This window comes from Mycobacterium sp. AT1, from assembly GCF_002043095.1.
Taxonomy (GTDB): Bacteria; Actinomycetota; Actinomycetes; order Mycobacteriales; family Mycobacteriaceae; genus Mycobacterium.
Window position 1 is genome coordinate 30,269 of record NZ_MVOC01000028.1, and the last position, 14,651, is coordinate 44,919.

Here is a 14,651-nt window from a genome sequence, read left to right on the forward strand (position 1 = left end):
GTGCCGCAAATGAAGTCAACGACTCCCCCGACACCACGGCGGAGGCGGCCGGTCTTGGCCGCGCCCGTCCTCGCGCTACTGGCCGTCCTCACCCTGATGCTCAGCGCCTGCGCGGGCAGCGGCGGCCCCGAGCAGACCCAGGCGACGGGCACCGGTGACGTCGGAAAGGACGTCTCGGGAACCGTCCGCATCCTCATGGAGAACGTGCCGGACACCGACGTCGTCAAGGCGATGGTGCCGGAGTTCAACAAGGACTACCCAAACGTCAAGGTCGACATCGAGACCCTGACGTACGACCAGATGCGCGACAAGCTGGTGTCGTCCTTCCAGTCGTCGTCGCCGACCTACGACCTCATCATCGTCGACAACCCGTGGATGGTGGACTTCGCCAAGGCGAACTTCCTGCAGCCGTTGGACTCTCGCATCGCCAGCACCCCGGACTACGACGACGCCGACTTCTTCAAGCCGCTCACCGACATCGCAGAAGTCGACGGAGTGAAGTACGGCGTGCCGTTCTACAACTACGCCCTCGGCTACCTGTACAACGCCGACGACCTGACCGCCGCCAAGCTTCCGGTGCCCACCAACCTCGACGAACTGGTCAGCACCTCCAAGGCGTTGAAGGTCGGCGACCGTGCGGGCATCGCGATGCAACCCCAGCGGGGCTACAAGATCTTCGAGGAGTGGGGCAACTGGCTGTTCGCCGCGGGCGGTTCCATCTACGGCCCGGACGGCAAGCCGACGCTGAACACCCCGCAGGCGAAGCAGGCCCTCAACGCCTACGTCGACACGTACAAGACCGCCGCGCCGCCGAACAGCCTTAACTGGGCCTTCGACGAGGCGTTCCGGTCGGTCTCCAGTGACCAGGCCGCCTCGATGATCAGCTACAACTGGAACCTGCCCGCGCTCAACGCACCCGGCTCGGGTCCCTCGGCTGGCAAGTACAAGCTGGCCGAGATCCCCGGCGGCAAGCAGGTTCTCGGCTCGTGGAGTTGGTCCATTCCGGCCAACTCGGGTGCGGCCGACGCTGCCTGGGCGTTCACGTCGTGGCTCACGTCAAAGGCACACGACGTGCAGCGCACCGAGAAGGGCGGCGCCGCCATCCGGCAGAGCACACTGCAGGATCCGGCCGTCCTGAACGGTCCGCTCGGCGCCGACTACTACAAGACCGTCGAGAAGATGCTCGGCAACGCCGCGCCGCTCAGCCAGGGTCCCAGCGGCGAGGAGATGATCCAGGCCGTCGGAACCGAACTCAACGAGGCGGTCGCAGGCACCAAGAGCGTCGACGACGCACTGGCGGCCGCGCAGGCCGCCGCCGAGAAGATCCAGGGCTAGCCCCCGCCCCCAGGGCTAGCCGCATGAAGCCGACCACCCCCCGAAAGGAGCGACGACGACCGTGACGTTCAAACATGGCATGGTCGCCCCCCTCGTCGCACTCTTCGTCGGGGTGGTCGGCTTCCCCCTCGGCTACGCGTTCTACCTCAGCGTGACCGACTACAAGCTGACCAGTCGCGGGACTCCGCGGCTCGTCGGCGCCGACAACTACGCCGCCACGTTTGGCGACGCCGCGTTCTGGCAGGCGTTCGGCACGACGGCGCTGTTCGTCGCGGTGGCCGTCGGGTTCGAACTGCTGATTGGCCTGGCCATCGCACTGGCGCTGCAAAAGCAGCGCTGGGCAAGCGATCTCACCCGGTCGATGCTGCTGGCGCCGATGTTCATCACCCCGATCGCCGTCGGGTTGATCTTCCGGTTCCTGCTCAACGACCAGATCGGTGCGATCCCGCACCTCTTGCACGCCATCGGCGTCGACTACGACTTCTTCGGACCGGGCCGGGCCTTGTTCACCATCGCCTTCATCGACGTCTGGCAGTGGACGCCGTTCATGGTGTTGCTGCTGCTCGCCGGCCTCGAGTCCATCCCCAAGGCGCCGCTCGAAGCGGCCCGGGTGGACGGCGCGAGCGGCTGGTACGTGTTGCGCCGGGTCACGCTGCCGCTCCTGGCGCCGGTCCTCGTGGTGGCAGTGCTGCTGCGCTGTCTCGACGCCATGAAGGTCTTCGAATACGTCTTCGCCACCACTCGCGGCGGACCGGGCACCGAGACGCAGACGCTGCAGTACTTCATCTACCAGACCGGTATTCAGTTCTTCCGTCTCGGATCGGCGTCGTCGATGGCGTTCGTGGTGCTCGTGGTGGTGCTGACGATCATCGTCGTGGCGTTCCGCCGGATGGACAAGGCCAAGCAGTCATGAGAAGTTCACTGGCCCTTACCATCTGCCGGATCGCGCTGCTGTGGGCGGCGGGCATCTCGGTGCTGTTCCCGATCGCGTGGATCGCACTGGCCAGCTTCAAGAACCCCGAGCAACTCAACGATCCGTTCCTGCTGTCCTTCACCCCCACCCTGGACGCCTGGCGCAACGTGCTGGCGTCGGGCATCCTGTCGGCCGCGGGGCGCAGCGCGGTCGTCGCTCTCGTCACGGTCGGCATCAGCGTCGTGGTCGGCGGCATGGGGGCCTATGCGATCGCGCGCTTCCGCGCCGGCGGCACGGCAACCCGGTTCGGAATGCTTGCCGCGCAAGTCCTTCCGCCGGCGGTGCTGGTGTTCCCGTTCCTCACCATGGCCTACGCGCTTCGGCTCAACGACACCCTCGTCCCCGTGATCTTCGCGCACCTGAGTTTCGTCCTGCCGGTGGTGACGTGGTTCCTGATCGGCTTCTTCGAGGCGGTGCCCCGATCCCTGGAGGAACAGGCCCAGGTGGACGGTTTCGGCCGCTTCGAGGCCTTCCGGCTGGTCGTTCTGCCGCAGGTCTACCCGGGCATGGGCGCCGCGGCCATCTTCGGCTTCACGCTGTCATGGAACGACCTCTTCTACGGGTTGATCCTTGCGCCAGGCAAGGCCGCCATCCTGCCGGTGGCCATCGCCGGGTTCAACACGTTCCGTGGCGTTCAGATCGGCTCCATGAGTGCCGCCATCCTGATCGCCGTCGTCCCCGTCGTCGTCGCGAGCTTCTTCATTCAGCGCAAGCTGGTGCAGGGGATCAGCGGTGGCGCGGTGAAGTTCTAAGAAGGTAGGTAGCCAACCACTCATGGCAGTCGTCCGATTCGCACACCTCACCAAGTCCTACGGCGCGATCCCCGTGGTCAGCGATCTGAACCTGGAGCTGCCCGACGGGTCGTTCACCGTTCTCGTCGGCCCGTCCGGCTGCGGCAAGTCGACGTCGCTGCGCATGCTCGCCGGCCTGGAATCCGTCACCTCGGGCACCATCACCATCGGTGATCGCGACGTCACGAATCTTCAGCCGCGCGATCGCGACATCGCCATGGTGTTCCAGAACTACGCGCTCTACCCGCACCTGAGCGTGCGGGAGAACATCGCCTTCCCCCTGCGGGCGTCGAAGGTGCCCCGCACCGAGGCGCTCGCCAGGGCCGACGCGGTAGCGGAGTCGCTCGGACTGGGACAGCTGATGTCCCGCAAGCCAAAGGATCTCAGCGGCGGTCAGCAGCAGCGGGTGGCGATCGGCCGGGCGATCATCCGCGAGCCGTCGGTCTTCTTGTTCGACGAGCCGCTGAGCAACCTGGATGCGAAGCTCCGCGTCGAAACCCGCACCGAGCTGCTGCAGATTCAGCGTCGGCTCGGCATCACCTGCCTCTACGTCACCCACGACCAGGAGGAGGCGATGACGCTCTCGGACCGCATGGTGGTGATGCGCGACGGGTGCGCCGCTCAGGTCGGCACCCCGCTCGAGGTGTACGACGCCCCAGTCGACACCTTCGTCGCCTCGTTCGTTGGCAGTCCCAAGATGAACCTGCTCGACGGACAGCTCACCAACGGGAGTTTCACGCTGCCAAGCGGTTTCACGTTCTCGGTCACTCAGGGCTTCGCCAGCGGCGACGTCACGCTCGGGGTACGGCCCGACGACCTGATCCCGACGGCGACCGAGGACGGCGACGCCACGGTGACCTTGGTCGAACTGCTCGGACCCCGGGCGATCGTGACGATCAACGCGAGGGGGACCGAGCTCACCAGCGTCGTCGAGACCGCCCGAATGTCGGGGATCACCGAGGGAGCCACGGTCGCGCTGTCGGCCCGACCGGGCACCGTCCACGTCTTCGACGCACAGACCGGCCGACGCATCGTCGGCGACGACACCCACCGAGAGAGACGTCATTGATGAGCAAGACAGTCGTAGTCACCGGCGCTGGCAGCGGAATCGGGCGAGCCATCGCGTTCACCCTCGCCGAGCGGTCCTGGCAGGTAGTGGTGACCGACGTCGACGGCGACTCGGCCGCAGAGGTCGCCGCCGCACTCCCCTCCGACGACGGCGTCCGGCACGAATCGGCGGTGCTGAACGTCAGCTCGCCGGCCGACGCGGCCGCGGTCGCGTTCGACGTGACCGACCGCATCGGACTCGACGCATGGGTGAGCAACGCCGGCATCTCGTTCATGCACAGCTTCCTCGACGCACCCATCGCCCGGTACGACCAGACGATGGACGTCAACCTCAAGGGCGTGTTCGTCTGCGGTCAGGCGGCCGCCAGGGCGATGGTCCGCAGCGGTACGGCGGGTGCCATCGTCAACACCGCGTCGATGGCGGGCAAGCAGGGCCGGGTGCCGTTCCTCTCCGACTACGTCGCATCCAAGTTCGGCGTGGTGGGACTCACCCAGGCGATGGCATACGAACTCGGCGAACATGGGATCACCGTGAACTGCGTCTGCCCCGGCTACGTCGAAACGCCCATGCAGTCAAGGGAATTGGAGTGGGAGGCCCAGCTCCGTGGCACCACGACCGACGGCGTCCGCGCCATGATGCTCGCCGACACCCCGCTGCGGCGACTCGAGCAGCCCGAGGACGTGGCCAAGTCGGTCGCGTTCCTCCTCTCCCCCGACGCCCGCTTCATCACCGGTGAGGCACTCGCCGTCAACGGCGGCGCCTACATGGACTAGCAGCGACCTTGAAGAACGACAACTCGAACGAAAGAGGTACACCCGTGAGCACCACCTGGCTCGACGACGTCTTCGCCACGAAGAAGCCCGTCATCGCCATGCTTCATCTCGCCGCCCTGCCCGGCGACCCCGCGTACGACGGCACGGGCGGCATCGCCGCCGTCGTCCGGCGAGCCCGCGAAGAACTCGACGAATTGCAGGCCGGCGGCGTCGACGGCGTGATGGTGTCCAACGAGTTCAGCCTGCCGTACCTCACCAAGACCGAACCCATCACCGCGATCACGATGGCCAGGATCATCGGAGAGCTGTTGCCGGCGTTCGAAGTTCCCTATGGCGTGAACGTGCTGTGGGACGGCCGGGCCTCGATCGACCTCGCCGTCGCGACCGGCGCGAAGTTCGTCCGCGAGATCTTCACCGGCGTCTACGCCAGCGACTTCGGCCTCTGGGACACCAACGTCGGCGAGGTCGCACGCCACCGTGCGCGGGTTGGCGGCGCCGACGTGAAGCTGTTCTTCAACATCGTCCCCGAGTCGGCGACCTACCTTGCCGCACGCGACCTCGCCGCCATCACGCGCACGACCGTGTTCGCGACGCTGCCCGATGCGATCTGCGTCTCCGGTGCGACCGCCGGCGCGCCGACCGATGCCGAGGCGCTGAAGGTGGTGAAGGCGGCCGCCGGCGCGGTACCGGTGTTCGTGAACACGGGCGTGCGGGCCGAGAACGTGGGCAGCCAGCTCGACATCGCCGACGGGGCGATCGTCGGCACCTACTTCAAGAAGGACGGCGTCTTCGAGAACCGGGCCGACCGCACCCGGGTCGAGGAGCTCATGGGTGAGGCCAAGAAGTTCCGGGAGCAGCTCGTCTGACCCACCTCGCGAGCAGACGCAAACGGCCCTCGATCGGCGTGATCGAGGGCCGTTTGCGTCTGCTCGCGGCTATACGGAGCGGCGTCCCGCGACACGCACCGCCAGCTCGTCTGGTGGCACGTGGTGACCGTCGGCACAACGGATTTCGACGGTCGCCTCGGCGCCGCAGCCCTGGTGGGACAGCCGTAGCCGGGTGTCGTCGAAGTAACCCCGTCCCCATTCGAACATCGCCCACACGACGGGCATGAACGCCGTGCCCTGTTCGGTGAGGACGTATTCGTCTCGGCTGCGCTGGCCGGGTTCCTGATACGGCTGCTTGGCGAGGAGTCCGGCGTCGACGAGTTCGGAGAGCCTTGCGGACGTGGCCGCCTTCGTGATGCCGACGCGGCGGGCGAAGTCGTCGAAGCGGGTGGTGCCGTAGAAGGCCTCGCGCATGATCAGCATCGCCGACTTGGTGCCCACCAGGCCCATCGTCTTCTCGACTGGGCAGCGCCCCACCGGCGACCACGAGTCGCGGTCGGCGAGCCGGCCTTGCAGGACTGTCATGGACGTCACTCCCTAGCTGGGTTGTTTGAACTATACCGAGGTGTTACATCTAAGTATAGATAGTAGTACTCAGCGACGAGTCATCGAGGAGAACACCATGTCTGCTTATTCGGATCGCGACGCCGTCATCGTCGGTGCCGTCCGCACCCCCGTCGGCAAGGGCAAGGCCAACGGCGCGCTGCACGACGTGCTTCCCGTCGACCTGCTCGCGCACAGCCTTCGTGAAATCGTCGAACGCACCGGCGTCGACCCCGCCCAGGTCGACGACGTCATCGCCGGCGCCGTCACCCAGGTCGGCGACCAGTCCATGAACATCGCCCGCAACGCCCTCCTCGGGGCGGGCCTTCCCGAGAGCGTGCCCGGCACCACGGTCGACCGTCAGTGCGGAAGTAGCCAACAGGCAATCAGTTTCGCGGCACAAGGGGTGCTCGCCGGGGCCTACGACGTCGTGATCGCCGGTGGCGTCGAGTCGATGTCGCGGGTGGTCATGGGCAGCTCGATTCTCCCCGGCAGCGACCCCTTCGGCGCCGGAATGGCCGAGCGGTATCCGGAAGGCCTCGTCCCCCAGGGCATCAGCGCCGAACTGATCGCCGCCAAGTGGGGACTCTCCCGTACCGAGCTCGACGGGTTCTCGGCGAGCAGCCACGAAAAGGCCGCGCGGGCCACCAAGGACGGGCTCTTCGACAACGAGCTGGCGCCTATCGCCGGCTTGTCCACCGACGAGATCATCCGTCCGGGAACGACGGTCGACACCCTTGCCGGACTGAGACCCGCGTTCTTCAACGAGGCGTACTCGCAGCGCTTCCCACAGATCAACTGGGAGATCACGCCGGGAAACTCGTCGCCGCTGTCCGACGGCAGTGCCGCGGTGATGATCACCAGCGGCGCCGCCGCCCGCAGGCTCGGCCTTCGCCCGCTGGCACGGATCCACACCACGACGGTGGTCGGCTCCGACCCGCTGTACATGTTGACCGGCGTCATCCCGGCGACCGAGAAGGTGCTCGCCCGCGCAGGGTTGACCCTGGCCGACATCGACCTGTTCGAAGTCAACGAGGCCTTCGCCCCGGTCGTGCTGGCGTGGGCTCGCGACACGGGGGCCGATCTCGCCAAGACCAACGTCAACGGCGGCGCGATCGCCATCGGCCACCCGCTGGGCGCGAGTGGCGCCCGGATCATGACGACCATGGTCAACGCGTTGGAGCAGCGTGGTGGGCGATACGCGTTGCAAACGATGTGCGAGGGCGGCGGCATGGCGAATGCCACCATCATCGAACGGCTGGGCTAGCCGTTCATACCGGGTCGGGCGCCAACGCGGATCTGGCCGCAGGGCTGCCGGCCCCGCGTCGACCGGCGCGCACGAGGAGCTCGACGATCGCGAGCACGACCAGGTTGGGCCCCAGACCGATCAGGCCGGAATCCCAACTGCCGATGGGGATGTCGGCAAATGTGAGCACGACGACGACGAGCGTGCCCACCACGGTCCCGCTCATCGCCGCCGGCGCACTCAGCCGAACCCGGTGGGGCAGCGCCGCGGCGATGGTCGGAGCCAGTTGCGTCAACCCTCCGTAAGTCAAGAGCAACAGTGCGCCGATGTCGGCACCGGAGACGCTGAACCACAGCGCGGCGCCCACTGCCACCACGACGAACAGCTTGTTGAGCCGGAACCTGGTGCGGTCCGATGCAGCAAAGCACACGTTGTTGGCGAGCAACGACGAAATCCCCATGGTGATGGCGGCGGCGGGAACCATCGCGGCGGCAGAACCGCACACCGCCACGACGGCGACCAACCACTCCGGCATCGTCTGCTGGCTGACGGTGAACAGCACGGAATTGCTCTTGGTATCCGGGTCGATCAGCAGGACCGCAGCCATGCCGACCGTGATCGGTAGCAGCAATAGAAGCTGGTAGACACCCAGCCACTTGAAGTTGCTCCGCAGGATCTGGCCACTCTTGGCCGCGAATACCGGCGGCCACAAGTGCGGAAACACGTTGAAACTGGACCCAATGGTGGTGACGACCACCGCTGTGATGAAGAACGTGGCGTCGTACCCGGGTGCGTGCGTGGTGAGCAACTGGTCGCTGACCTGGGCGACCTTGGTGAACACCTCCGGAAAACCACCTGCCGCGCTGACGACGAAGACCGCCACCAGCACCAGCGCGAGCAGCATGCCGAAGTCCTTGAATACGGCAACCCGCGCGATGCCGTGGATGCCCGCCCATGCCACGAACACCACGACGAGCACGCAGGCCAGCACCATGCTCAGTCCGCGTGCCGACGGCGATCCGGTGGCGAGCCCGACGATGAGCCCAAGGCCGGTGATCTGCAGCGCTAGGTATGGCACCAAGAACAGGGCGCCCACGACTGCCATCACCACGCTTAGCGAGCGGGAGCGGTAGCGATCGTGGAAGAAGTCCGACATCGTGAGATATCCGCGCGCGGCCCCGAGATCGCGGAGGCGAGGCGCTACGAAGTACAACCCCACGGCGCTGGCGGTGAGGTAACAGACTGCGAACGTGGCGCTGACGCCGCCGGTGAAGGCGATGCCCGCCAGTCCGAGAAAGCTGAAGGTGGTAAGCGATTCGCCGGCTTGCAAGAACCAAGAGGTCCAGCGGGGCAGGTCGCGCTCGGCCACGGTCCAACCGGAGAGATCGCGACGACGACGCCCCGAGAAGCCGATCACCCCGATCACGACGATGCCGGCGACGATGATGGCGGTCGTCATCGGGCGTCGCCCTCGATAGCGGCCGCGGCGGTCTCGCGGTTGATCCCGCGGTCGATGACCTGGAGGGTGGCCACGGTCGCCACCACCAGTCCGGCGATCCAGAACAGCACGGCGGGGATGCCGAACCACATGGTCGGCGTCGTGGCGAAGGGAAGCAGCGGTGTCACCGTCATCAGGACGATGGGCACGCATGCGGCGGTGACGCGGCCGGGTGTCGCGACGCGCCGGCCGGTGGAGTCACCCTGCGGGACTGGTGTCATGCCGTCAGATCTCCTCGTAGTGGATTGGCCGTGGGAAGGTCTAGCGCAGCTTCGAGTGCCAAGGCGATGCTCAGCAGCCTCAGATCGCGGCCGGGCCCGGCGAGCAGGTGCGCACCCACGGGGAGGCCCGCAGGGGTGAATCCGGCGGGCAAGGACAGTGCAGGTATCCCGAGCGGCGTGAAGAGCCAGGCGGACCGCATCCACTCGAGGTAGTCGCTCATGGGGGTGGCACCGACGGACCGCGGCCACGACCATTCGACGGGGAACGCGGGGATCTGCGTCACCGGTGCCAGGACGAGGTCGAAGTCGTCGAAGAATCGGGCCGCCGACTGGTGAAGTCGGGTGAGTTCGGCGTAGGCGGTCATGACGTCGCGACCGGATAGTCCGGCGCCCTGACGGATGTTCTCGGCCAGGAAGTCGACGAAGTCGTCCGAGTGCGACGCCAGGAGATCGCGCCAGCTGGTGTCGAATTCGGCGGCCCGCAGCGTTCGAAATGCGCTGTCGGATCCGTTGAGATCGGGGCACGCATATTCCACTCGGGCGCCAGCGTTCTCGAGAACTGTTGCGGTGGAGTCGATTACATGGGACACCTCCGGGTCTACCGGAACCCGGCCGCCGAGGTCTGGCGCGTAGGCCACGCGGAGGCCGCGCAGATCTGACGGGTATATCGATCGCAATCCGGCCGTGTCGAGACGCGCGTCGAACACGTCCGACGACGGTGTCGTGGCAATCACCGAGAGCAGCAGGGCAACGTCGGCGACCGTACGGCCGAGCGGTCCGTTCGTGGCGAGCGGATTGAACGCGTCGCGTTCGCCGCTGTTGGGCACCAGCCCGGGCGTGGGTCTCATCCCCACGACACCGCAGAACGACGCGGGATTCCGCAGGGACCCACCCATGTCGCTGCCGTCCGCGATCGGGACGAGGTGCGCCGCCAAGGCGGCGGCTGCCCCACCACTGGAACCGCCCGCCGATCGCGTGACGTCATGAGGGTTTCGGGTCGCACCAAAGACCCGATTGACCGTGTGTGAGCCGGCAGCCAGTTCTGGCACGTTGGTCTTGCCGATCAGCACCGCGCCAGCCCTCAGGATGCGCTCGACATGAGGATCGTTGACGGCTGGCACACTGCCCCTGAACAGCGGATGTCCGAAAGTGGTTCGCATTCCAGCGGTTTGGGCAGTGTCCTTGATCGCCACCGGTAGCCCGTGCAGTGGTCCGCGTCGACCGATCGGCACGTCATCGGCGACAGCTGCCCGCCGAATGGCGCCATCGCCGTCCAGGGTGACGATCGCGTTGATCTGCGGATTGAGCACGTCGATCGCCTCGAGGTGGGCGCGGACCACGTCGACCGCACTGACCTCACCTGACCGCAGAAGCCGTGCCTGTTCGGTAGCCGACAGTCCGACGAGTTCGCCTTTCGACCACACGCTGCGCCACTCCCTTGAGTCACGTCACAGTCCGGCTGGACCATGACCGATCCCACTATACGGAGAAGGTGGCCTAAATCAATAGATTATTTCAAGTTTTCGACTCAAATCAGTTGATCGATGACTTCTAGCGGTTCAAATACGTCAGTTGCATTCATCGACCGCCAGACCGCTGCGCTTGTACGTCTTGAGCACGGGCGAACTCCGAATCGACTCCACGGCAGCGTTCCACGGCTGCTCCGTCAAGAATCGGCGCAGGTCGTCGAGCGTCGGCACCGCGACGTCGACGATCAATTGGTGGTCTCCCATCGTCATCGCGGCGTACCGGACGTACGGGGACTGCAAGAGCTGTCCCGCTACCCGGTCGACGTCACCTGGCGCCACCCGTATCCACAGGATGGCCGCCACGCCCAGACCGAGCAGCTTGGGCGAGACGACCGCGCGCACATCGACCTTCGTGTCGACGAGTCCTGCCAGCCTGCGCCGCACCGCCGACTCGGACTGCCCGACCCGGGCAGCGATGTCGGCGACCGACACCCGGCCGTCCGTTGCCAAGATGTCGTACAGCTCGTGGTCGGCGGCAGTTGCCAACGGGATCGCGTCGTCGTAGAGCCGTCCGAACTTCGGATTGAGCTCCATGACCTCCTCGGGCGTGAGGAGTGCGGGCATCCATGTACTCAGAGTCCGGTAGTACGCCAGGATCGGCGCCGCGTCGACACCGGTGACACCGCCGATCGCCGGGATCTCGTCGAGCACCGCCTTGGCGAGCATACCGTCGGAGGGCTGTAGCTCCTCGATGATGATCCGCGCCGGTGCGCTCAGCGCGAAGACGAACACCGTGTCGGCCCGCTCCGCCAGTGCCCGGGCCACACCCTCGAAACACTGTGGGGCGACCGTGACTTCGATGATCGCCGTCTGCGAATGCCTGGGCAAGGTGACCACCCGCACCGCGCCCGATCCGAGCAGCGCAGCTCCTCGCCGGGTCACGGTGGTGAACGGTACGTCGAGGACTTCGGCGATCCGCCGCCACGACGCGCGTCCGTCGACCTGCAGCGCGCCTACGATTCTACGATCCAGCTCGTCGAGCCCCATGCCCGAGAAGTATGCCGGGCAACGACACTGGCAGGTTGCGCCACGCTGACCGCTGACGCATTCGTGACGTCGGTCGTCTCGACGTTTTGGCGTGAGGGGCTTCGGGAAAACCCGCCGCTGTGAACAACTCTCATCGCGTAGGCCGTGTCGGTCTGCTTGCCCTATCATCCGCAGCCGCAACGGTCATGATGCTCTCCGGCTGTGGCAGCGACGATCAGGGCACCGAAACCAGCATTCCGGCCACCACACCCCTCAGCAGCACGCCGGCCAGCACCTCACCGCCGTCCGTCGGCCCGAGCTCGTCGGTATCGCCCGCGCCGTCGACCACCGGTGGTCAGGCACCTGCAAGCGTTGCCCCGACCACGGGAAGCCAGAGCGGCGGCCCGAGCCAGACGGTCAGCGGCGGCAACTCCGCCACGGAAACCACGGTGCGCACGCCCTCGCCGCCGACCGGCGACTCGATGCCGGGCGACAACGCAGGACCGCAAGGAAATCCGGGCAGCCCCGGACGCAACTAGCGAATCAGCTCGAACAACGGAATCGCGCGGGTGGTGTTCGCCTGGTACTCGGCGAAGACCGGCGCCACCGCGGTGATCTTCGGGTACGTGGCGTCACGTTCGTCGCCGGGCAGCTCTCGCACGACGACGTCGTAGGCCTCGGTGCCGACCTCGATGTGCGCACGCGGATTGGCCCGCAGGTTGTGCACCCAGGCCGGATCCTTCGGGGCACCCGCATAGGACCCCACGATCAGCATCTTGCCGTCCACCGTCAGGTACGCCAGCGGGGACAACCGCGGCTGTCCCGACTTCGCGCCCGTGGTGTGCAGCAGCAGCAGGTCGCCGCCCTCGAAGGGGCCGCCCACCCTGCCGCCGTTGGCGCGGAATTCCGCCACCACGCCACTGTTGAAGTCGTCGAGGGCGGCGGTGTCGTTGACGAGCTTGTTCTTGTCGAAGTCCTCTGTCATGACTCTTCAGACTTCTTCGGCTTGGCGTCTATTCCCGATTCCTTGCGCTGCTGCGCCGTAATCGGTGCGGGTGCGTCGGTCAGCGGGTCGACGCCGCCGCCGGACTTCGGGAACGCGATGACCTCGCGGATCGAGTCGGTGCCCGCAAGCAGCGCGGTGATGCGATCCCAGCCGAACGCGATGCCGCCGTGCGGGGGTGCGCCAAAGGTGAAGGCGTCCAACAGGAATCCGAACTTGTCCTGCGCCTCGGCGTGGTCGATGCCCATCATCGCGAACACCCGTTCCTGGACGTCGCGACGATGGATGCGGATCGATCCGCCGCCGATCTCGTTGCCGTTGCAGACGATGTCGTAGGCGTTGGCCAGGGCGCTTCCCGGATCGGTGTCGAAGGTCGCCTCCGACTCGGGCTTCGGCGAGGTGAACGCGTGGTGCACCGCCGTCCAGGCGCCCGACCCGACGGCGACGTCACCGGAGGCGGTGGCGTCGTCGGCGGCTTCGAACAAGGGCCAGTCGACGACCCAGGTGAACGCCCACGCGCCGGAGTCGATCATGTCAAGCCGCTTGGCGATCTCGATGCGCGTCGCACCAAGTAGCGCCCTGGCCGACTTCACCGGGCCGGCGGCGAAGAAGATGCAGTCCCCCGGCTTGGCGCCGACGAATGCGGCCAGGCCGTCCCGCTCGGCGTCGGTCAAGTTCTTGGCCACGGGACCACCGAGCGTGCCGTCCTCGGCGAGCAGCACGTAGGCCAGTCCCTTGTGGCCGCGCTGCTTGGCGAATTCCTGCCACCCGTCGAGGGTGCGGCGCGGCTGCGACGCGCCGCCCGGCATGACGACGGCACCGACGTGGGGCGCCTGGAAGACCCGAAAGGTGGTGTCGGAGAAGTACTCCGTGCAGTCGACGAGCTCGAGACCGAACCTGAGGTCGGGCTTGTCGGAGCCGAACCGGCGCATCGCCTCGGCATAGGTGATGCGGGGAATCGGCGTCGGGAGGTCGTAGCCGACGAGCGCCCAGAGTGCCTTGAGCACCTCTTCGGACACGGCCATCACGTCGTCGGGGTCGACGAAACTCATCTCCACGTCGAGCTGGGTGAACTCCGGCTGCCGGTCGGCACGGAAGTCCTCGTCGCGGTAACAGCGCGCGATTTGGTAGTAGCGCTCCATGCCCGCCACCATCAGCAACTGCTTGAACAGCTGCGGGCTCTGCGGCAACGCGTAGAACGAGCCGGGCTGAAGCCGCGCCGGGACCAGGAAGTCGCGGGCGCCCTCGGGTGTCGACCTGGTCAGCGTCGGCGTCTCGATCTCGACGAAGTCGTGGCCGGCGAGCACCGCCCGCGCGGCGGCGTTGACCTTGGAGCGCAAGCGAAGTGCGTGGCCGGGTCCCTCACGGCGCAGGTCGAGGTAGCGGTACTTGAGCCGGGCCTCCTCGCCGGGGGTCTCGTCGAGCTGGAACGGAAGCGGCGCGCATTCGCTCAGCACGGTCAGCACGGTGGCGTTGACCTCGATGTCGCCGGTGGCGATGTCGGCGTTGGCGTTGCCCTCGGGCCTGCCCTCGACGACGCCTTCGACCAGGACGCAGAACTCGGAGCGCAGCCGGTGGGCCTGCTCGAGAACCTCGGTGTCGCGGAACACGACCTGGGCGACGCCCGAATCGTCTCGCAGATCGATGAAGATGACTCCCCCATGATCACGCCGACGTGCGACCCATCCGGCCAACGTGACCTTCTGGCCGGTATCGGAGGACCGCAACGAACCGGCGGCATGACTGCGCAACACGAAAACTCCCTGGGAATTGCCTGACGAGAGGACTGCCACAGTGTAGTGGTGGCTAGCCTGGCG

General features: G+C 66.8%; 14 protein-coding genes. 7 read left to right on the plus strand and 7 right to left on the minus strand.

Annotation, left to right across the window (positions count from 1 at the left end; genetic code table 11):
- The first annotated feature begins 9 nt into the window (after positions 1 to 9).
- From B1790_RS13860 to B1790_RS13885, 6 genes are all read left to right on the plus strand, one after another.
- Complete coding sequence (locus B1790_RS13860) at positions 10 to 1,335, plus strand: ABC transporter substrate-binding protein (protein ID WP_079923801.1); 1,326 nt, start codon at positions 10 to 12, stop codon at positions 1,333 to 1,335.
- Between the two features lie 61 nt (positions 1,336 to 1,396).
- Positions 1,397 to 2,248: a carbohydrate ABC transporter permease gene (locus tag B1790_RS13865; protein ID WP_079923802.1), complete on the plus strand. Its 852-nt coding sequence runs from the start codon at positions 1,397 to 1,399 to the stop codon at positions 2,246 to 2,248.
- Entirely contained in the window at positions 2,245 to 3,060 is an 816-nt protein-coding gene (locus B1790_RS13870) for a carbohydrate ABC transporter permease (protein WP_079923803.1), read from the plus strand. The genes B1790_RS13865 and B1790_RS13870 overlap by 4 nt, the downstream gene beginning before the upstream one ends.
- Positions 3,061 to 3,082: 22 nt before the next feature.
- Complete coding sequence (locus B1790_RS13875; protein ID WP_079923804.1) at positions 3,083 to 4,168, plus strand: ABC transporter ATP-binding protein; 1,086 nt, start codon at positions 3,083 to 3,085, stop codon at positions 4,166 to 4,168.
- A complete protein-coding gene (locus B1790_RS13880; RefSeq protein WP_079923805.1) occupies positions 4,168 to 4,941 on the plus strand; it encodes an SDR family NAD(P)-dependent oxidoreductase in 774 nt (257 codons plus the stop codon). Before B1790_RS13875 ends, B1790_RS13880 begins: the two co-directional genes overlap by 1 nt.
- 44 nt (positions 4,942 to 4,985) lie before the next feature.
- The gene (locus B1790_RS13885; RefSeq protein ID WP_079923806.1) at positions 4,986 to 5,807 is read left to right on the plus strand and encodes a BtpA/SgcQ family protein; all 822 of its coding nucleotides are present in this window, start codon (positions 4,986 to 4,988) and stop codon (positions 5,805 to 5,807) included.
- A 69-nt stretch (positions 5,808 to 5,876) separates the two neighbouring features.
- On the opposite strand, the gene B1790_RS13890 is transcribed toward B1790_RS13885, so the two are convergent.
- Entirely contained in the window at positions 5,877 to 6,353 is a 477-nt protein-coding gene (locus tag B1790_RS13890) for a helix-turn-helix domain-containing protein (RefSeq protein WP_079923807.1), read from the minus strand.
- A gap of 97 nt (positions 6,354 to 6,450) precedes the next feature.
- Here B1790_RS13890 and B1790_RS13895 point away from each other — a divergent pair, with 97 nt between their 5' ends.
- Positions 6,451 to 7,638, plus strand: coding sequence for a thiolase family protein (locus tag B1790_RS13895; RefSeq protein ID WP_079923808.1), 1,188 nt, complete (start codon positions 6,451 to 6,453; stop codon positions 7,636 to 7,638).
- Between the two features lie 4 nt (positions 7,639 to 7,642).
- Here B1790_RS13895 and B1790_RS13900 read toward each other — a convergent pair whose 3' ends face one another.
- The 6 genes from B1790_RS13900 to aspS form a co-directional block, all read right to left on the minus strand.
- Entirely contained in the window at positions 7,643 to 9,076 is a 1,434-nt protein-coding gene (locus tag B1790_RS13900) for a sodium:solute symporter (RefSeq protein WP_079923809.1), read from the minus strand.
- Positions 9,073 to 9,336 (minus strand): hypothetical protein, encoded by a 264-nt coding sequence (locus tag B1790_RS13905; protein WP_079923811.1) that lies wholly within the window; start codon positions 9,334 to 9,336, stop codon positions 9,073 to 9,075. The genes B1790_RS13900 and B1790_RS13905 overlap by 4 nt, the downstream gene beginning before the upstream one ends.
- Entirely contained in the window at positions 9,333 to 10,760 is a 1,428-nt protein-coding gene (locus B1790_RS13910; RefSeq protein WP_079923813.1) for an amidase, read from the minus strand. Before B1790_RS13910 ends, B1790_RS13905 begins: the two co-directional genes overlap by 4 nt.
- A gap of 144 nt (positions 10,761 to 10,904) precedes the next feature.
- Positions 10,905 to 11,852 carry an Lrp/AsnC family transcriptional regulator gene (locus B1790_RS13915; protein WP_158083820.1) on the minus strand — a complete coding sequence of 316 codons (948 nt, stop codon included), beginning with the start codon at positions 11,850 to 11,852 and terminating at the stop codon, positions 10,905 to 10,907.
- A 514-nt stretch (positions 11,853 to 12,366) separates the two neighbouring features.
- Complete coding sequence (locus B1790_RS13925) at positions 12,367 to 12,816, minus strand: nitroreductase family deazaflavin-dependent oxidoreductase (protein ID WP_079923816.1); 450 nt, start codon at positions 12,814 to 12,816, stop codon at positions 12,367 to 12,369.
- Positions 12,813 to 14,588 (minus strand): aspartate--tRNA ligase, encoded by a 1,776-nt coding sequence (aspS, locus tag B1790_RS13930; protein WP_079923818.1) that lies wholly within the window; start codon positions 14,586 to 14,588, stop codon positions 12,813 to 12,815. The genes B1790_RS13925 and aspS overlap by 4 nt, the downstream gene beginning before the upstream one ends.
- Positions 14,589 to 14,651 lie beyond the last annotated feature (63 nt).